At 38.8% G+C, this 19,190-nt stretch carries 15 protein-coding genes; 9 read left to right on the top strand and 6 right to left on the bottom strand.

From position 1 onward, the window contains the following. The first annotated feature begins 42 nt into the window (after window positions 1-42). From glgB to BUB03_RS00575, 4 genes are read left to right on the top strand one after another with little or no spacing between them, the layout of a single operon-like run. Window positions 43-1,992 (top strand): 1,4-alpha-glucan branching protein GlgB, encoded by a 1,950-nt coding sequence (glgB, locus tag BUB03_RS00590; protein ID WP_073061208.1) that lies wholly within the window; start codon window positions 43-45, stop codon window positions 1,990-1,992. A 55-nt stretch (window positions 1,993-2,047) separates the two neighbouring features. Further along, a complete protein-coding gene (locus tag BUB03_RS00585) occupies window positions 2,048-3,454 on the top strand; it encodes a glycogen synthase (RefSeq protein WP_040994768.1) in 1,407 nt (468 codons plus the stop codon). Between the two features lie 30 nt (window positions 3,455-3,484). Continuing rightward, window positions 3,485-3,994: an FEKKY domain-containing protein gene (locus BUB03_RS00580; RefSeq protein ID WP_139258724.1), complete on the top strand. Its 510-nt coding sequence runs from the start codon at window positions 3,485-3,487 to the stop codon at window positions 3,992-3,994. A 13-nt stretch (window positions 3,995-4,007) separates the two neighbouring features. After that, window positions 4,008-5,276, top strand: coding sequence for a glucose-1-phosphate adenylyltransferase (locus BUB03_RS00575; RefSeq protein ID WP_073059512.1), 1,269 nt, complete (start codon window positions 4,008-4,010; stop codon window positions 5,274-5,276). Window positions 5,277-5,365: 89 nt separating this feature from the next. Here BUB03_RS00575 and BUB03_RS00570 read toward each other — a convergent pair whose 3' ends face one another. Further along, entirely contained in the window at window positions 5,366-6,826 is a 1,461-nt protein-coding gene (locus tag BUB03_RS00570) for a S41 family peptidase (RefSeq protein WP_073059510.1), read from the bottom strand. A gap of 242 nt (window positions 6,827-7,068) precedes the next feature. Between BUB03_RS00570 and BUB03_RS00565 the strand changes: the two genes are divergently transcribed. From BUB03_RS00565 to apaG, 4 genes are all read left to right on the top strand, one after another. Then, entirely contained in the window at window positions 7,069-8,109 is a 1,041-nt protein-coding gene (locus BUB03_RS00565) for an SRPBCC domain-containing protein (protein ID WP_073059509.1), read from the top strand. Between the two features lie 124 nt (window positions 8,110-8,233). Then, complete coding sequence (locus tag BUB03_RS00560; RefSeq protein WP_073059507.1) at window positions 8,234-11,047, top strand: 2-oxoglutarate dehydrogenase E1 component; 2,814 nt, start codon at window positions 8,234-8,236, stop codon at window positions 11,045-11,047. 41 nt (window positions 11,048-11,088) lie between these two features. Further along, on the top strand, window positions 11,089-12,345 hold the full coding sequence (gene odhB, locus BUB03_RS00555; protein ID WP_040994778.1) for a 2-oxoglutarate dehydrogenase complex dihydrolipoyllysine-residue succinyltransferase: 1,257 nt from the start codon (window positions 11,089-11,091) through the stop codon (window positions 12,343-12,345). A gap of 78 nt (window positions 12,346-12,423) precedes the next feature. Then, the gene (apaG, locus tag BUB03_RS00550; protein ID WP_040994780.1) at window positions 12,424-12,813 is read left to right on the top strand and encodes a Co2+/Mg2+ efflux protein ApaG; all 390 of its coding nucleotides are present in this window, start codon (window positions 12,424-12,426) and stop codon (window positions 12,811-12,813) included. Between the two features lie 30 nt (window positions 12,814-12,843). Here the strand turns inward: apaG and BUB03_RS00545 are convergent, their stop codons facing one another. From BUB03_RS00545 to BUB03_RS00535, 3 genes are all read right to left on the bottom strand, one after another. Further along, window positions 12,844-13,401 carry a 3'-5' exonuclease gene (locus tag BUB03_RS00545; RefSeq protein WP_040994782.1) on the bottom strand — a complete coding sequence of 186 codons (558 nt, stop codon included), beginning with the start codon at window positions 13,399-13,401 and terminating at the stop codon, window positions 12,844-12,846. Window positions 13,402-13,633: 232 nt separating this feature from the next. Beyond that, complete coding sequence (locus BUB03_RS00540) at window positions 13,634-14,611, bottom strand: glycosyltransferase family 2 protein (RefSeq protein WP_073059505.1); 978 nt, start codon at window positions 14,609-14,611, stop codon at window positions 13,634-13,636. A gap of 5 nt (window positions 14,612-14,616) precedes the next feature. After that, on the bottom strand, window positions 14,617-15,501 hold the full coding sequence (locus BUB03_RS00535; RefSeq protein WP_073059503.1) for a lysophospholipid acyltransferase family protein: 885 nt from the start codon (window positions 15,499-15,501) through the stop codon (window positions 14,617-14,619). A gap of 80 nt (window positions 15,502-15,581) precedes the next feature. Between BUB03_RS00535 and BUB03_RS00530 the strand changes: the two genes are divergently transcribed. Next, window positions 15,582-16,154, top strand: a complete 573-nt coding sequence (locus BUB03_RS00530) for a thioredoxin family protein (RefSeq protein WP_073059501.1) — start codon at window positions 15,582-15,584, stop codon at window positions 16,152-16,154. Between the two features lie 31 nt (window positions 16,155-16,185). Here BUB03_RS00530 and BUB03_RS00525 read toward each other — a convergent pair whose 3' ends face one another. Next, window positions 16,186-17,547 (bottom strand): aldehyde dehydrogenase, encoded by a 1,362-nt coding sequence (locus BUB03_RS00525; RefSeq protein ID WP_073059499.1) that lies wholly within the window; start codon window positions 17,545-17,547, stop codon window positions 16,186-16,188. Between the two features lie 41 nt (window positions 17,548-17,588). Beyond that, window positions 17,589-19,151, bottom strand: coding sequence for an MFS transporter (locus tag BUB03_RS00520; protein WP_073059497.1), 1,563 nt, complete (start codon window positions 19,149-19,151; stop codon window positions 17,589-17,591). Between the last annotated feature and the right edge of the window lie 39 nt (window positions 19,152-19,190).

Raw genomic sequence — 19,190 nt, 5'->3', positions numbered from 1 at the left:
TTTTCGTAGTTTCAAAGAAAAATAAAGTACAACGATATCTTGATGAATTCTGTTAAAACCTATACACTGTTTACTGACCATGATGTCTACCTTTTCAAAGAAGGCAGGCACTACAAGCTGTATGGGAAGTTTGGAGCGCACTCTGCTGAAAAAGACGGGGTAAAAGGCGTCTATTTTTCAGTGTGGGCCCCCAACGCGAAGAAAGTGTCCGTTATAGGAAATTTCAATAACTGGAATCATAAAGACCATATTCTCTTTCCACGCTGGGATGAGTCGGGGATCTGGGAAGGGTTTATTGAAGGACTCACATGGGGAACCCTGTATAAATATGCTGTAGAAACTGCAAGAGGTGAAATTCTGGAAAAAAGCGATCCTTATGCGCTGAGTTGGGAACAAAACCTGCAGGCTGCTTCACTGGTTTCCACAACCTGGTACGAATGGAATGATAAGGAATGGATGGAGAACCGCTGGAAAAGTAATACCCTGAATGCTCCGTTATCCGTTTATGAGCTTCATTTGGGCTCCTGGGTGAGAGACGGCAATGCTCCTGATCGATATTTAAATTACCGTGATATTGCTGAAAGACTCGTTCCCTATATAAAGGAGATGGGTTTCACTCATGTGGAATTCATGCCGGTTATGGAATATCCTTATGATCCAAGCTGGGGGTACCAGATTACCGGGTTTTATGCAGCCACTTCACGTTTCGGCTCACCTCAGGATCTTATGTTTCTGATTGATGAGCTTCATAAAAATAATATCGGCGTTATCCTGGATTGGGTACCGTCACATTTTCCGGGAGATGCCAACGGACTTCACCGCTTTGACGGCTCCTATCTTTACGAGCATGAAGATCCCAGAAAAGGATTTCATCCCGACTGGAAGTCCTATATTTTCAATTATGGCAGAAATGAAGTGAAATCTTTCCTTATTTCCAATGCCATGTTCTGGCTGGAACGTTACCATGCGGACGGGCTTCGTGTAGATGCGGTCACATCAATGCTTCACCTGGATTATTCAAGGAATGAAGGGGAGTGGGAACCCAATATTGAAGGGGGAAATGTGAATCTTGAAGCCAAAGCTTTCCTGCAGGAATTCAATACAGCGGTTTACAAGGAATTCGGGAACAGTATTATGACAATAGCGGAAGAAAGTTCAGATTTCCCGATGCTTACAAAACCTGTTCATGACGGTGGAGTAGGTTTCGGAATGAAATGGATGATGGGATGGATGCACGACACATTGGATTACTTTAAAGAAGATCCTGTCAACAGGAAATACCACCATCACAAAATTACTTTTGCATCCGTGTATATGTATAATGAAAATTATATGATGCCGCTGTCACACGATGAAGTAGTGCATGGAAAAGCCAGCCTGATCTATAAAATGCCCGGTGACGAATGGCAGAAGTTTGCCAATCTCCGAACCCTCTATGTATATATGTATACTCACCCTGGAGCCAAGCTTCTCTTTATGGGTGATGAATTTGCACAGACCGGTGAATGGAATTTTACCCGAAGTCTCGACTGGCACTTACTTCAATATCCGGTTCATAAAGGAATGCAGACCCTTGTAAAAGACCTGAACCATTTATACCGGAATGAATCTGCTTTTTATGAAAATCAGTTTGATAAGCATGGATTTGAATGGGTAGAAGCCGACGATCTGGAAAATTCCGTCTATGCATATCTTAGAAAAGGCAAAAGAAGGGATGATGTTTTAATGGTGGTTCTGAATTTAATTCCGCAGGTTTTGGAATATACTATTGGAGTGAATGCTGGGACGCACTGGGAAGTCATATTCAATTCGGATGATCAGAAATATAACGGAAGCGATGCCAATGCTGATATTTTGAATGAAAAGCATGGAGAATGGAGAAGGTACCCGCAATCTATCACCATAAAACTTCCTCCGCTCGCGGGAATTATTTTAAGACAGAAAAAAGATAAAAAGTATAAATTACAGAGAATAAAACAACATAAGAAATAATCATTATCATGAAGAAGATTAAAAATGGATATGAAACACAAATGACACTGAAATTATGGTAATATATCACTTAAGTACAGAATGTTATCCGGTAGCTAAAGTAGGGGGCCTTGCAGATGTTGTGGGAGCACTGCCCAAATATCAGAATAAAATAAAAGGTATAGATGCAAAGGTTGTGATGCCCTGGTACAACAAATCTTTTGTTCATGATCATGAGTTTGACATAGTTTTTGATGGGTTTATTCATCAGGCAGAGAATATGCTTCAGGTGCAGGTGATGAAGGAGAAAACAAACGCTTTGGGATTTGAACTTTACATGGTTAAAGTTCCCGGGCTTTTAGACAGGGATAATCCTTATGGATACCAGGATGAAAGCTTCCAGTTTCTGGCATTTCAGCATGGTGTGCTTCACTGGCTGAGTGCCATGGAGATCCGTCCCGATGTACTGCACTGTCATGATTATCATACAGGACTGGTTCCTTTTATGATTCAGAATTGTCCTGAATTTCAATTTTTAAAAGGAGTAAAAACAATAGGTACCATCCACAATGGAGAGTACCAGGGCATGATGAGCTGGAATATGGCGAAGTATATGCCTTCTTTTGATTCCTATAAATGGGGACTCATGGATTGGAACGGGTATATAAATCCATTGGCAAGTATGATCAAGTGCTCTGATGCTTTTACAACAGTTTCAGAAGGATACCTGGAGGAACTTTTTATCAGTTTCCGCGGACTCGAAAGCCTGGTGCGCCAGGAGTTTGGAAAAGCATACGGAATCATCAACGGAATTGATACGGAAGTCTGGGATCCTGAAACGGATCCGATGCTGGATTTTAACTTTAGTATTAAAAATGCCGTAGCTCAGAAAAAGAAAAACAAAGAAAAGCTTTGCAAAGAATATGGTCTGAAGCCTGAATTACCGCTGTTTGCCTTTATCGGAAGATTTGCTACTGAAAAAGGGGCGGATCTCCTGCCGGATGTCGTCTGGAAAAGTATTAAACAGAGCTACGGAGCATTGAATATTATGATTTTGGGTTCAGGAAATTCTTATATAGAAAATAAGCTGAAAGAATATGAATATACCTATACCAATTTCGCATTGGATCTTGGATATAAAGAGTATCTTTCCCATAAGATATACGCTTCCGCAGATTTTCTGCTGATGCCGTCCAGGGTAGAGCCTTGCGGACTGAACCAGATGTATTCGATGAGATACGGTACAGTTCCTGTCGTACGATATACCGGAGGATTAAGAGATACGGTAGAAGATATTTCAACCGGAGGTGCGGGATTGAATTTTACCTATCCGGGAGTAGATGATATAGTACATGCCATGAACAGGGCAATTGCCATCTACAATCAGAAAGGGGTAATGGAAGATCTTATCCATGCCAATATGAATTTTGATTTTGCATGGGAGAAATCTGCTGAGAAATACATAGCTTTATATAATAACTGATGGATGAAAGTTTTCTGTTCCCTTTTCATAATGATGGCAATTCTTTTTTCATGTAAAAAAGATGAAGGGAGTTATCATGGAGGATATTACTGGATTTACGGATACGGACTTCCGGTAATGGGGGCACAGGAAGCAATGGATGGTATTTCGGAAAAATGGAAAATTAAGCATTATTCCGTAGCCGGTTGTATGATTGATCCTGAACAGGAAAAAATGGTTAATGCTGCAAATAAAAGAACCTATGCAGCACTGGAACAGAAATACGGGAAAGGCTGGCAGGCTTTGTACAGAAAAGATATGGATGATTTTGCCATGAAGACCGTAGATGTGATGGACGTTCTGATAACCAATGCATTATTCAGGAGCGAACTGAAGAAGCATTATATAGAAATCTATAATGTAGACAGAGAAGTACTGGAACTGAATAATAATGGCGACTTCAGGGTTATTGTCTATAATCAGGATCTCAAATATGAAAATAAAGAATGCTTCAGGTTGGTCGTAAACACTAAGAACAGAACAGTAAATATAATTCAATAAACGCACGATATATATGAAACGAAATGTAATCTCCATTGTATTGGGAGGCGGCAGGGGAACAAGATTATTCCCGTTAACGTATTCAAGATCAAAACCGGCAGTTCCTATTGCAGGAAAATACAGGCTGGTAGATATTCCTATATCCAACTGTCTGAACTCGGGACTGAATAAGATCCTGGTTTTAACACAGTTCAACTCAGCTTCGTTAAATTCACATATCAAGAATTCCTATCACTTTGATATTTTCAGCAAAGGCTTTGTAGATATCCTTGCTGCTGAACAGAATGTGGAAAATGACAGCTGGTATCAGGGAACGGCAGATGCGGTCCGCCAGTCGATGAAGCATCTTGAAAAGTATGATTACGATTATATCCTGATCCTTTCCGGCGACCAGCTTTACCAGATGGATTTCAGGGAAATGCTGGATTTTCATATTGAAAACGGAGGCGATGTCACCATTGCGACTATCCCCGTAGTGGCAAAGGATGCTACAGGATTCGGAATTTTGAAGTCTGATGATGACGGAAACATTACCTCTTTTTATGAAAAACCGGAGTATGATATCCTGGAAGGGCTGAAATCTGAAGTTTCGGAAGAAAACAAGCATAAAGGAAAAGAATATCTGGCCTCGATGGGAATTTATATCTTCACGAGAACCATTCTTAAAAAAATGTTTGAAGAAGGAGCCGGCGACGATTTCGGGAAAGATATTATTCCGAATTCAATCGGGAAATACAAAACATTAAGTTATCAGTATGAAGGTTATTGGACAGATATCGGAACGATAGAATCATTTTATGAGGCCAATCTGGATTTATGTCAGGATTTTCCACAGTTTAATCTTTTTTCCTCTTCACCGATCTATACAAGAGCAAGAATGCTTCCACCGTCAAAAATCAACGGTTCATATGTAAGTAAAGCTGTTTTCGGAGACGGATGTATCATTATGGCCGATAAGATCGAAAATTCTGTGATTGGAAACAGAACGAGAATAGATAAAGGAAGTACCATCGTGAATTCTTACGTTATGGGTGCGGATTTTTATCAGAACACCACAGAAATTGTCCTTAACGACAGAAGCGGACGACCGAATATGGGTATAGGGAAATACTGTTACATTGAAAAAGCGATCCTTGACAAAAATTGCTACATTGGCGATAACGTGAAAATTATAGGAGGAAAACACATTCCGGATGGCGACTACGGAACCCATTCCGTTCAGGATGGAATTGTAGTGGTGAAAAAAGGAGCCGTTCTTCCTTCAGGAACCCATATCGGTTAATAAAAAAATAGGACTGGCTGATTGATTAGTCTAAAAAGAAAAGAGGAAACCAAAGGTTTCCTCTTTTTGTATATTCAAACTTCAATCTTTTATTGAGAAAGCAGTTTCAGGGAGTATTCCAGCTCGGGATCTTTCTGTTCTTTTAACGATTTCAAAAAATAATCACTTTTAATAGTATGATCAGGGATTACGCCTGTGCAATTGGCAACATGGTCTTGATCATTATTATTAAAGAAAATTTCTGTCCGTGGAATGGAAAGAGTGGATTTAGTATGAGGAAGCTTGTAAGTAATAAACCATGCCGCAGTGGTGAAATTACTGCATGAGCCTGTTTCTTTCCCTACAATTTCTCCTCTTTTTTCAGTTTTGAATAAAGAAGCAAAATAAGTGGCCGCGGAGAAAGTGCGGTTATTGGTCAGAAGCATAGTCTTACCATCAAAAAACAATCCATCTCTGGGATAGCTTTTTATATAGGTATTATCAAGCCTTGAATTTCCGAAATAATAGTCTCCTTTTTCTCCTTTGTCAAAACGCTGCCTCATAAAATTATTCAGATCTGTAATGTCTTTATCGGAATAATACTGGCTGGTTTGCGGATCTATCAGATAGTCAGTGTAGTTGATATCAACAACCTGGGTTCCGTATTTGTATTCATTATTGAAGCTTTTATCTGTAGCTATAAAAGAATACAATAAAGCTACGTTACTGATAGCACCGCCTGAATTGTTACGAATATCTATGATAAGCTTTTTGGATTTCAGATTCCTCATTTCCTGGAAATACTTCTTTAATCTTTCATAAAAAAAACTTTCGTCGTAAGAGAAGGATTTTACCGATAAATAATAGGTTTCCGGATCTATTTTGTAACCGTAAATTCCGTAGCTTTCCGAAACCAGGTCAATAGGCAGTACGGCATGTTTGGCTTCATAGTAATATTGAGGATACTTTATACCGTTTATTTTCACTGTTTTTTGCGCTCCGTTTAAAGCTTTATATTTTACGGTAAAATCGTTGGTCCGGTTCTTTAAAATAAAAGGGATATTGAAGGCTATATCTACATCTTCCACTTTAATATTTCCATCTGCGGCTTTAGGGATTCTTTTCAGAATGGAATCTGCATTTAAACCGTTAATTTCAAGGATTTCACTTCCTGTTTCGATAGCGTATTTGTTGGCTCCGTTTACATATATAATCCCGTTATGTACGTAAGTTGAAAGAGGGAAGTAGTAGATGGAGTTCATAACATCCTCAAAATAATTGGAATCGGTACCAAAAGAACTGTGGCCGTCACCAATTATTCTTGTAGGATTGTTAATCAGTAAATTAATATAGCCGGGATCTTTTTTAATTTCATTACGAAGTGAATCCAGTTTTCTGGTAATAATTTCTTTGCTGTGAAACCTGTAAGGATTAGGATGCTGCTTCCGGATAATATCCACTGCAATATCGAAATCTTTAAGATAGCCGTCTTCAGGGATTTCTGAAACTGAATACTGGGCAAAGCCCATTGAAAAGAGTAAAATCAAAGGAAATACAAATAACTTCTTCATAGAAAAATATTTAATTTTAGGGTTTTTCACCCATCAAAAAATATACCGTTATTTTGTTGTTTAAAAGTGGAGTTATTTTTATAAAATAGTTCATTAATAATTAAAATTGCCAGTTAAAATGAGGTTTTTTCAAAAAATTAAATGATATAATTCACCTTTTTAAATCTGGTTTATTTTACAGCTTCATGGACCAAAATAATTAAGATATTGGTTACTTTTTTTATTTGTATTACTTTTGTGCGATGCGTTTTTTTAAAATAATAGCCGTAATTCTTGTTCTTGTGGTAGGTGCTTATGCTGCTTCCATGTATTTTTTCGTGGACGAAAACAAGGATTTTAAGATTGAAAAGGAGATCGATTATCCATTGGATAAAGTCTTTTCCCAGTTTAATAATCTTCAGCATTTCACCAGATGGAACAACTTTTTTACAAGTTCACCATCCATTGATATCGATTATTATACGCCTTACGAAGGGCAGGGAAGCGCTATCAGTTATGTAGACCCGAAAAATGATACGGATGGGGAAATGTTCATCCGCTATGAAAATCCGGCAAAAAGCCTGAGATACCAGCTTTTCGAAGACCGGAATGAAAACCCGACGGTAGTGGATGTTCAGTTCAAGGCTGTTTCTCCGGATAAAACAAAAATTACCTGGTACGTGCATACTCCTAAACTTTCCGTACTGAGAAGAGTGGAAAATTTCTGGACAGAAGACCGCTTTGCTGAAAACATCAACAAAAGCATGGTGAATCTCAAAAACGTACTGGGTAACAAAGTGGAAAAGGATAACCAGATGGCTTCCATTAAATACGACAGCTTAATGGTGGAAAATGAAGAAAATAAGCTGCTTCTGGGAATTAATGTAAGCGCATCCAACAAAAAAGAGGCGCTCTATAAAAATATCGTTATGAATTACAGCAAAGTTTATAACTATGTGACGATGGATCTTGGTAAAAAAGATGATGAATTCGGCTTTCCGGTACTGATTACCGATGCCGACAACTATAAAGATAAAGAAGTTTCCTATTTCCTGGGAATTCCCCTTTCCAAAAAGATCGGAGTTCCGGATAATAATTTCAGTTTCCGGACTGTAAATCCTTCCCAGAATTACGTAATGTACTACAAAGGAAATTATGAAGGCAGAATACGGGCTGTTCAGCAGCTGATTCAGAAGGCCAAAAAAGATGAGATGCGCTTCGGGGATATCCGCCAGACCTTTATTGAGCGTCCGATTGAAGGACAGGAGGTGAATCTTAAGCTCTCATTATCAGTGTATAAGTAATTTTTTTCCGATTATTTTTTTCTTAATTTTTTTTAACGGTTTCAGGCTGTCTTAACTCGGTTTTTTTTATTAAATTTGAAGATTAATTCTACAAATAAATTTTAATAATAGATAAACTGTAATAATGGACAGATTTTCATTCCTAAACGCAGCTCATTCTCAGTTAATTGAGGATTTATACCAACAGTACTTAAAATTCCCGGATTCTTTAGAGCCATCATGGAAAGCCTTTTTTCAAGGGTTTGATTTCGCTTTGGAGAACTACGGAGATGACGATAACATCCAATACATCCAGGCTCCGGCCAGCGCTGCTCCGGCAGTACAGCAGATTTCCCAGGCAGCTGCCGGTGGGGAAATTCCTGAGCACATCAAAAAAGAATTCAAGGTAGTAAACCTTATTGAGGCTTATAGAACGAGAGGGCACCTGTTTACCAAAACAAACCCAGTAAGAGAAAGAAGACACTATACTCCTACTTTAGACATAGAAAACTTCGGTCTTTCGAAAGAAGATTTAAATACAAAATTCAACTGCGCCGTTGAAACAGGAATGAAAGAACCTGCAACACTGGCAGATCTGATCAAGCATCTTGAAAATATCTACTGCGATTCTATTGGGGTGGAATATATGCACATCAACAACGTTGAAGAAAAAGATTTCATCAAAAAATGGCTTCAGGTGAATGAAAATCACCCAAACCTTTCTGCGAATGAAAAAACTGAGATTTTATTAAAATTAAATCAGGCAGTAGCCTTTGAAAACTATCTTCACACAAAATTTGTAGGACAGAAAAGATTCTCACTGGAAGGAGGTGAAACATTGATTCCTGCTTTGGATCAGTTGATCACAAGGTCTTCTCAGCTGGGAGTGGATGAGGTGGTATTGGGAATGGCCCACAGAGGTAGATTGAATGTACTGACCAATATTTTCGGGAAATCTTACAAGCAGATCTTCTCGGAATTTGAAGGGAAGGAGTTCGAAGAAGATGTATTCTCCGGTGACGTTAAATATCACTTAGGATCATCTAAAAAGATCAAAACAGCTTCAGGAGAAGAGGTTTCCATAAACCTGACTCCTAACCCGTCTCACCTTGAAACAGTGGCTGCTCTTGTAGAAGGGATCTGCCGTGCGAAAGTAGACGATAAATATAAAGACTACTCTAAAGTTTTACCGATCATCATCCATGGTGATGGAGCCATTGCCGGACAAGGTATTGCTTACGAAGTTGCCCAGATGATGACTTTGGAAGGGTACAGAACAGGAGGTACGGTTCATATCGTTGTCAATAACCAGGTTTCATTTACAACCAATTATATGGATGCAAGATCTTCAACGTATTGTACAGACATTGCAAAGGTTACGGAATCTCCTGTAATGCACGTCAATGCAGATGATGCCGAAGCTGTTGTTCATGCCATCCACTTTGCGGCCGATTTCAGAGCTAAATTCGGGAAAGATGTTTACATCGACCTTTTAGGATATAGAAAATATGGACACAATGAAGGTGATGAGCCAAGATTTACACAGCCTAATTTATATAAAACCATTTCAAAACACCCGAATCCAAGAGAAATTTATAAAGATAAATTGCTTAAAGACAGCATTACATCCAATGATGTGATTGCTAAAATGGAAACGGAATTCAAAGCTCTTCTGGATAAAGATTTTGATGCGTCCAAAGAGATTGAGAAAAATGTTATGGACCTGTTCATGGCTGAAGACTGGACCAATTACCCGATTGGAAAAAGAGGAGCTGTTCAGATTCCTGTAGATACAAAATATAACTTAGAGAAGCTTAAGGAGCTGGCTATTAAAATGTCAACCCTTCCTGCTGATAAAAAGTTCATCAATAAAATTACAAGACTATTCGAGAACCGTATCAAAGCTATTGAAGGAAACTCATTAGATTGGGCTTTAGGAGAGTGGTTAGCTTATGCTACACTTCTTGTGGAAGGGCACAACGTGAGAATTTCCGGGGAAGATGTGGAAAGAGGAACATTCTCTCACAGACATGCCGTTGTGAAGACTGAAGATACGGAAGAAGAATATATCCCGTTAAGACACGTATCTGAAAACAGATTTGATGTATACAACTCTCACCTTTCTGAATATGGGGTTCTAGGTTTCGATTACGGATATGCTATGGCTTCTCCTAATACATTAACCATCTGGGAAGCGCAGTTCGGAGATTTCGTGAATGGTGCTCAGATCATCGTTGACCAGTATCTGGCTGCAGCTGAGGAAAAATGGAAAATCCAGGATGGATTGGTGATGTTATTGCCTCACGGTTCGGAAGGCCAGGGTGCAGAACACTCTTCAGCAAGATTAGAAAGATTCTTAACGCTTTGTGCGAACGAAAATATGGTGGTTGCGAATATCACTTCACCTGCCAACTATTTCCACTTATTAAGAAGACAGCTGAAATGGTCATTCAGAAAACCGTTGATCGTAATGAGCCCTAAATCTTTACTGAGACACCCTAAAGTGGTTTCTCCGCTTGAAGATTTTGCAAACGGTTCATTCCAGCCAATCCTGGACGATCCTTCAGCAGATCCTAAAAAGGTAGAGAAACTAGTGTTGTGTTCAGGTAAATTATACTTCGAATTATTAGCCAAGAAAGAAGAACTGAACTGTGAAAATATTGCATTAGTAAGATTCGAGCAGTTATATCCGCTTCAGACAGATGCTATTGAAGCGATCTTCAGCAAATATGACAACAGAACGCAACTGGTGTGGGCTCAGGAGGAACCTGAAAACATGGGGGCATGGTCTTATATCCTGAGAAACTTCAGAGATACGGGAATCCAGGTAATCGCTCCGGTACCAAGCGGTGCTCCGGCTCCGGGAAGTCACAAAATGTTTGAGAAAAATCAGAATGCTGTAATCAACAGAGTTTTCGACAGAGACGATGCTCCAGTAAAAAGACCTGTTACAGCGTAATTAAGAATAATATCCAATTAAAAAAATAAAAAATACTCAATATGTCAGTTTTAGAAATGAAAGTTCCTTCACCGGGAGAATCCATTACAGAAGTTGAAATTGCAACTTGGCTTGTGAAAGATGGTGATTATGTAGAAAAAGATCAGCCCATCGCAGAAGTAGACTCAGATAAAGCAACTCTTGAATTACCTGCAGAACAAAGCGGTGTGATCACGTTAAAAGCAGAAGAGGGTGATGTAGTACAGGTTGGCCAGGTAGTTTGTTTAATTGATATGGATGCTGCCAAGCCTGAAGGTGCAAGCGCTCCGGCTGCTGAAGCTCCAAAACAGGAAGAGGCTCCGAAGGCTGCTGAACCCGCTAAACAGGAAGCACCAAAACCTGCTGCTCCGGTAGCTGCGCCACAAACATATGCAACAGGAGCTCCATCTCCGGCTGCTAAAAAGATTCTTGACGAGAAAGGTATTGAAGCCGGACAGGTTTCAGGAAGCGGAAGAGACGGAAGAATCACTAAAACTGATGCAGAATTGGCTGCTGTTCCTGCTTTAGGAGGAAGCCCTTCTACAGCAACAGGTGCACGTACTACTACGACGACTAAACTTTCAGTTCTAAGAAGAAAAATTGCTTCAAGATTGGTTGCTGTAAAGAACGAAACAGCAATGTTAACGACTTTCAACGAAGTTGACATGTCTGAAATCTTCAGATTAAGAAAGCAATATAAAGAAGAATTTGCTCAAAAGCACGGAGTTGGACTTGGTTTCATGTCTTTCTTTACAAAAGCGGTAACAAGAGCATTACAGATGTATCCGGATGTAAATGCATCTATTGACGGAGATTTCAAAGTAAACTACGATTTCTGCGATATTTCAATTGCCGTTTCAGGCCCTAAAGGTCTAATGGTTCCTGTATTGAGAAATGCTGAAAACATGTCTTTCGCAGGAGTTGAGGCTAATATCAAAGATCTTGCTACCAAAGTAAGAGACGGTAAAATTACGGTTGATGAAATGACTGGCGGTACATTTACTATTACCAACGGTGGTACTTTCGGATCTATGATGTCTACACCAATTATTAACCCACCACAATCTGCGATCTTAGGAATGCACAACATTATCCAGAGACCGGTAGCTGTTGACGGGCAGGTAGTAATCAGACCGATGATGTATGTAGCGATGTCTTATGACCACAGAATTATCGACGGTAAAGAATCTGTAGGGTTCCTTGTAGCGGTAAAAGAAGGTATCGACAATCCTGTTGAAATACTAATGGGAGGTGACGAAAGAAAAGGTCTTGGATTATAAAATTTAAGAAATTTTAATATTAACACAATCTCGCCCCAAAAAGGCGAGATTTTTGTATCTCTTAAGAAAAATACTAAGATGATGTTCTCAAAAATGACTTCTAATATCAAAGTTTCAGTAATACCTGAATATGATAGTAAAAACAGTTATCCATCTGAAAACCGTTACGTCTTCAAGTATAATATTACGATAGAAAATGACGGCAGCTTTCCCATTAAAGTGCTTAAAAGAAAATGGCTCATTTTCGACGTAGGTTTTGGATACACAGAGATTATAGGTGATGGGGTGATAGGATTGACACCAGAGATTCCCATAAGCGAAAATTTTGCTTATTTCTCCAATGTAATGCTTCGGTCCGGCGTAGGAAATATGAGCGGAAAATACCTTGTTAAAAACATGGATACCCAGGAAACCTTCGAAATTGAAATTCCAAAGTTCAACCTGCTATCTGAAGTTTTAAGCAATTAAAGGAATTCCTGTAAATAGGATTGTAGCTTATTACAGTTTTTTGATATACTTATTGAGAAAAGAACTATGGATCTCTTCATTTTCTGTCATGATCAATTTTTCAAAAGCCAGAAGTGAAATTTTTGCACAGGCTTCCGCATCGTCCCCGGCACGGTGGTGGTTAAGGCTGATTTGGTGATGTTCCGCTAAATGCTTCAGTCCGTATTTCGGAAGATAATTCCATGATTTTTTAGCCAGTTGAATGCTGCAGAGATAATTCAGTTTTGGGGTAAACATACCGTAGTGCTCGAAACAGCCTCTTAGAACACCCGCATCAAAGCTTGCATTATGTGCAATCATAAGGGTTCCATACATCATTTCTTCGGCTTCGTACCAGATTTCATCAAAAGTAGGTGCGTCCTTTACATCTTCCGGGGTTATCCCGTGAACTCCAATATTAAATCTGCTGAAATAAGGAAAGCTGGGCGGTTTGATCAGCCACGTTTTCGTTTCCACAATTTTGGAATCCTGAACAATACAAATGCCCATTTCACAAGCCGAGCTTTTTTCGTGAGTGGCGGTTTCAAAGTCTATTGCGCAAAAATCCATGTTTTAATTGTGAGTAATTTAAATTAAATATAAGTTGTTTATAGATGTAAGTTATGAAATTTTTGTGAGATCAGTTTCATGTGTCATTATTTTTAAACTATCCGTCTTTTTGCTTTGTAAAACCCACCCTTTCAGGGGAATTAAAGGCATTCTTGGAAAACTTATAGTAGAAATTAAATCTGAACATATTATATCTCGTATCTCTCATCACGAAACCCGAATCCCGGAAAAACTATTTACCACCCAAAAAATGCTTAAAGATCAGCCATTTCGATTGATAGAACTCAGATTTCTGATGTTCCTGACGAAGTTTCCATGTTTGCGGAAACTGCCCGTAAAACCCAAAATGAGCTCTTACAACAGCCCATAAATGTGGGAATCCATTTTTCAGCCCGAAATAAATTCCGGCAATTCCATCTAAACACAATCTGAAAAATATAAGACCTATAAGCTTTGGGAATGGCAGGTTTTTCAGCATCATGGAGAGATTGTTCCTGATATTAAGATAAGTCTTTTGTGCACTTTGCTTATTCAGGGTTCCGCCGCCTACGTGATATACTTTTGATCTTCCTGTATAGAAAATCTTTTTTCCTGAATTGATCAGTCGCCAGCAAAGATCTATTTCTTCCTGATGGGCAAAGAACCTTTCATCAAAACCGTTTTGTTCCCAGAAATCTTTTGAACGGACAAAAAAGCAACATCCTGAAGCCCAGAAGATTTCTGTTTCGTCGTCATATTGTCCGTTATCCTCTTCCAGATCATCAAATATTCGTCCGCGGCAGTAAGGGTAGCCCAGATTGTCGATAAGCCCCCCGGCTGCACCTGCAAATTCAAACTGTTTCTTATTGTTAAAGGATAAGATTTTAGGCTGTATTGCTGAGATTGCGGGATCTTTTTGAAATAAATTTAATACAGGGTTTATCCAGTTTTCAGTGACCTCCATATCTGAATTGAGAAGGCAGTAATATTCGTTTTTTATTTCTTTTAAACCTTCATTATATCCGCCTGCAAAACCGTAATTTTTGTTGTTTCTGACAATTTTTACAGTAGGAAAATGGGATTCTACAAAAGAGATAGAATCATCAGTAGAAAGGTTATCTATTACATAAATATCTGCATCCTGGGAAAAGCGGACTACACTGGGAAGAAATTTTTCGAGCCAGTTTTTACCATTCCAGTTTAAAATGACAACTGCTAAATTATTCGGCATCAGGATTATATTTTTTCAGCATCAAACGTTTTAATGGAATCCTGGTACTTCCATTTTCTGTGGGACCAAAGATAATTATCCGGGTGCTTGTTTAAAGTATTTTCCAGCAGTTGATGAAATTTTCTTACCACTTCATGTTCTGTAAATTTTTCACCTTCGGGATAAATCCTATGATAATTTACCTGATAATAGCCTCGTTTTACCTTTTTCATTTCGCAGTAGATAAAAGCAAGATCCATTCTCGTAGCAAGTTTATCATAGCCGATGAAAGCAGGCGTTCTCTGATGTAGAAATTCCAATCCGTAATTGACATGGGCAACGTGCGGTGTTTGGTCCGCTACAAACATATAAGCGGAATCACCGTCGTTTTTAGATCTGAAGATATTCATGATTACTTCATTAGCCTCAAGTGCTTCATTTCCAAACTTGTTTCTTACTATTTTCATCTGGTTTTCCCAAAAATCACTGTTTACCTTTCTGTAAACCGGATGACAGTGTTTTTGCGGGATAATTTTCGCAAGGGCATTGATCCACTCCCAGTTAAAGACATGTCCGGCAAGCATAATTACATTTTTACCTTCTGCCTTGGCTTCATGGAAGACCTCCTGATTGATATGCTGCATTCTTACCCGCGATTCCGTTTCAGAAATACTGAAAGATTTAATGGTTTCTACAAGATAATCGGAAAAATTAAGGTAGAATTTCTTCTTGATGTCCCCGATCTCTTCTTCTGTTTTTTCAGGAAAAGAATTTCTGAGATTCTGTGTGATTACCTTCTTTCGGTAGCCTACAAGGTAATAGTTTAAGAAAAACATCACGTCCGAAAAAATATACAATACTTTAAGCGGAAGCTTGGAAATTAAATATAATATTTTGATCAGGAAATTCATAAAACATGCAAATTTAGTGATAATAAAATTATGGTTCTATTTTTGCTTGCAATAAGTATTATTTTTTTTATTTTTATGTTATGAAAAAATTGTCGATCATAGCCTTTCTTGGATTAAGCATACTGGCTTTTTCTCAGGAAAAAACAAATACACCGGAAGGAAGGAAGCAGGATAATGCTCTTCTGGTAAAAGCTGATCAAGCAGAATTGGACGCTAAAAAGAAAGCAGCAGAAGAAAAAGCCAAACTGCCAAAACCTTATGATCCGAAAGCGAATGCTGAAGCTGATATTAATAAGCTGATTGCCCAAGCTAAAAAAGAAGGGAAGAATATAATGATCCAGGCCGGTGGAAACTGGTGTATCTGGTGTCTGCGTTTTAATAATTTCGTTCAGAATACTCCTGAACTGAAGGAAGCTGTAGATAAGAACTATGTATATTATCACCTGAATTATTCACCGGATAATAAAAATGAAAAAGTTTTTTCTAAATATGTAGATATCAAAGAAAAGCTGGGGTATCCTTTTTTCATTGTTCTGGATAAAGATGGCAAAATAGTTCATGTTTTAAAAGACAGTTCGGTCCTTGAAGAAGGAAAAGGATACAGTAAGGAAAAAGTACAAGAGTTCTTTAACGAATGGGCTCCTAAATCATAAAAAAACCGGGAAAATCTCCCGGTTTTTTTATTTACAACAGCTTCCTGATCCAGCTTAATTTTTTATCCGAATAAGGGGGATATTTGATATCAGGCTCTCCCCAGGTCGATTTTTCCAGGACAGATTTCTGATGTGAAAAGGCTTCAAAACCATAAGATCCGTGGTAACTGCCGATACCGGAATTCCCGACTCCGCCAAAAGGCAGACGGTGGTTGCCTAAATGCATAATGACATCATTGATGCAGCCTCCTCCAAACGACAGTTTCGAAGTGAAAATTCCTTTTTCCTCAGAATTCCGGGTAAAAAGATAGGCTGAAAGAGGCTTTTCCAGTTCAAGAATGGTATTGATGGCCAGGTTGAAATTTGTAAAGCTGATGATCGGAAGAATTGGGCCGAAGATCTCTTCCTGCATGATTTCATCCTCCCAGTTTACGTTATTCAGAAGGGTAGGTTCTATAAACAGTTTTGTTTCATCAGAATTTCCGCCAAAATAAATTTTATCCCTGTTTATAAGCTTTATCAATCGATCGAAATTTTTGCGGTTGATGATTCTTGTATAAGAATCGGCATCCGGAGCATATTTAAATTCTGTAATATACTTTCTCAACATTTCGAGGAACTGTTCACGGACGGGCTCTTCAACCAAAAGATAATCAGGAGCAACACAGGTTTGCCCGGCATTGAGAAACTTTCCCCATACAATTCGTTTGGCAGCAACTTCAAGGTCGGCATCTTTGGAGACAATAACGGGAGATTTTCCACCTAATTCAAGAACAACAGGCGTTAAATGCTCTGCAGCAGCCTGATAAACGATCTTTCCAACCCTGGTGCTTCCGGTGAAAAATATTTTATCAAATTTGAGCTTCAAAAGCTCTGTGGTTTCATCAATACCACCCTCATACACATACAGATATTCGGGAGGAAAGTTTTCATTGATGAGCTTTGCCATCAGTTTCATTGTATTTTCTGCAATTTCACTTGGCTTTAAAATACAGCAGTTTCCCGCAGCAAGAGCTGCAATTACGGGAGAAAATGATAATTGGTAAGGATAGTTCCAGGCACCTATGACAAGAACATTTCCCAAAGGTTCGGAATGAATTCTGCTTTTTCCCAACTGATTGGCCAGGTTGGTTCTGACTTTTCTGGGTTTTGAAAGTGAATTTATGTTTTTAAGATAATAATTGATATCATTCAGTATAAAAGAGATTTCGGTTGTAAAAGTATCAAACCTTGATTTGCCAAAATCTTTGTCAATGGCTTCATACAAAAGTTCCTCGTTATTGATAACGATGTTTTTAAGCTTTTCAAGATACATTTTCCTGAACTTAATACTCTTCGTCTGTTGCGTTTTGAAAAAATCTTTCTGATGATTTACGATTTCCTGAATGTTCATACATGCGAATTTCAGAAACTACAGCAAATTTTCGGCCTAAATCACATTATATTTCTCACCGCTATTTTCACAGGATGATATAGCAGTAAAGCGAATGCAGTAATTAAAGCCAGCCAGAACAATCCTGTAAAAATCTCCATATTGGAAAGGAGAATAGATTGCGCTGTTATTTTCGCTTTAAAAGCTCCGGCAGTAAGGGATAAAGATTCATTAACCGGCAGTCTGGATAACTGAGCTCCGAATATCTGGTTCCACTGGCTGTAAAAAACAGGGTTGGTATCTGTCAGGTTAAAACTGAGTGTATCAGAATGCTTTAATGTTAAAAACAGCATCAGGTTCTGCATTAAAGCATATCCGATCGCAGTGGTCCAGAAACGTGTTGTTGTTCCCAGGGCTGTTGCATTGGCAACATATTTATCAGGCATTCCGGAAATCAGAAAGAAAACGAGAGGTGTAAACAGCAATCCCTGTGCGGCTCCCTGCAGAAATAGCGGAGGACAGATGGTTGAAAGGGTAGTGTCAGGATAAAATGTATAGGTAAACCATGCACAATCTACTGCCAGCAGCAGAAATCCCATAAAGAAAACGATTCTGGAAGAAATACCACGCATCAGGCAGACTCCGGATAAAATAATACCCATAAGTGTTCCTGCTACGTTCCAGTATTGGATATTTACAATATAATCCCACGGCCATTTCCAGACTGTTGCCATAATGCTGTAGACATTATTGAGTCCGGAGCGGATCAGATAGAAGATGAAAAACAAAACCATTCCGGCAACAACGTTTCTTGAACTGAAAACTTCAAAATGAAAGATGGGTCTCTTGGAGTTCCTTTGTTTGAGCATAAACAAACCTCCGGAAAGCAGGAATATAAAGAAGCACATGACAATGGTATCCGATTGAAACCACATCAGTCTTTTTCCATAAATAATAGCATACCCTCCTGACTGAAGACAAGCCCATAAGAGGAACCAGCTTGTAATATCCAGCTGATAAAGCGGCATTTTAGGGAAAAACCTGTTGGTATTGAACAAGGCAACTCCAATAATCAGGACAAAGACATGAAAATAAACCATCATCAGGATCATATGCTGGAAATCATAATTTTCTATACTTGATTTCAGCAAAGAAGTGGTAACCGTTCCACCTGTCAGCATAATGGTATACATGAAAAGATAGGCGATTACCTTGGCATGTCTTGTTTTCAGTTCAGCAATGATCAACGGAAGAAAAATAGCCCCTTCCAGAAGGCCGAAAATACCTTCCAGGAAGCGTATGACCAGAATAACCTGGTAATTATTGGTGACGGACAGGATGTACAGAATAATCACGGAGATGGAAGACATCAGCAGCACATAATATTTCACACTGAAATAAGCCATAAACCGCTGTAAAACGAGCATGGTCACTACAAATGTTCCGTACATAAGGATCATTAAATACTGGATGTCATCTGAATCTACATCCATAAAAGAAGAGGTGAAGGCACTGTTGGAATGTAGTAACGACAACAACATCAGGTGAGGAAACAATGCCAGCACCAAAAGCGGAAGTTTCAGCCATTGCGGGACCCATTGATGATAAACTGTATTATGTTGCATGGTAATGTATATGGGGGAAAATTAAGAATCAAGAACCAA

The sequence above is a fragment of the Chryseobacterium oranimense genome (assembly GCF_900129755.1).
GTDB lineage: Bacteria > Bacteroidota > Bacteroidia > Flavobacteriales > Weeksellaceae > Chryseobacterium > Chryseobacterium oranimense.
This window is presented reverse-complemented; position numbering and strand designations above follow the sequence as displayed.

Bases quoted from the DNA above. Each gene is read 5' to 3' on its own strand.
- BUB03_RS00545 (WP_040994782.1), bottom strand. From the start codon at position 13,401: ATGGATTTTTGCGCAATAGACTTTGAAACCGCCACTCACGAAAAAAGC.
- BUB03_RS00560 (WP_073059507.1), top strand. From the start codon at position 8,234: ATGGACAGATTTTCATTCCTAAACGCAGCTCATTCTCAGTTAATTGAG.
- BUB03_RS00520 (WP_073059497.1), bottom strand. From the start codon at position 19,151: ATGCAACATAATACAGTTTATCATCAATGGGTCCCGCAATGGCTGAAA.
- BUB03_RS00570 (WP_073059510.1), bottom strand. From the start codon at position 6,826: ATGAAGAAGTTATTTGTATTTCCTTTGATTTTACTCTTTTCAATGGGC.
- BUB03_RS00580 (WP_139258724.1), top strand. From the start codon at position 3,485: ATGATGGCAATTCTTTTTTCATGTAAAAAAGATGAAGGGAGTTATCAT.
- BUB03_RS00565 (WP_073059509.1), top strand. From the start codon at position 7,069: ATGCGTTTTTTTAAAATAATAGCCGTAATTCTTGTTCTTGTGGTAGGT.
- BUB03_RS00585 (WP_040994768.1), top strand. From the start codon at position 2,048: ATGGTAATATATCACTTAAGTACAGAATGTTATCCGGTAGCTAAAGTA.
- BUB03_RS00535 (WP_073059503.1), bottom strand. From the start codon at position 15,501: ATGAATTTCCTGATCAAAATATTATATTTAATTTCCAAGCTTCCGCTT.
- odhB (WP_040994778.1), top strand. From the start codon at position 11,089: ATGTCAGTTTTAGAAATGAAAGTTCCTTCACCGGGAGAATCCATTACA.
- glgB (WP_073061208.1), top strand. From the start codon at position 43: ATGAATTCTGTTAAAACCTATACACTGTTTACTGACCATGATGTCTAC.
- apaG (WP_040994780.1), top strand. From the start codon at position 12,424: ATGATGTTCTCAAAAATGACTTCTAATATCAAAGTTTCAGTAATACCT.
- BUB03_RS00540 (WP_073059505.1), bottom strand. From the start codon at position 14,611: ATGCCGAATAATTTAGCAGTTGTCATTTTAAACTGGAATGGTAAAAAC.
- BUB03_RS00525 (WP_073059499.1), bottom strand. From the start codon at position 17,547: ATGAACATTCAGGAAATCGTAAATCATCAGAAAGATTTTTTCAAAACG.
- BUB03_RS00530 (WP_073059501.1), top strand. From the start codon at position 15,582: ATGAAAAAATTGTCGATCATAGCCTTTCTTGGATTAAGCATACTGGCT.
- BUB03_RS00575 (WP_073059512.1), top strand. From the start codon at position 4,008: ATGAAACGAAATGTAATCTCCATTGTATTGGGAGGCGGCAGGGGAACA.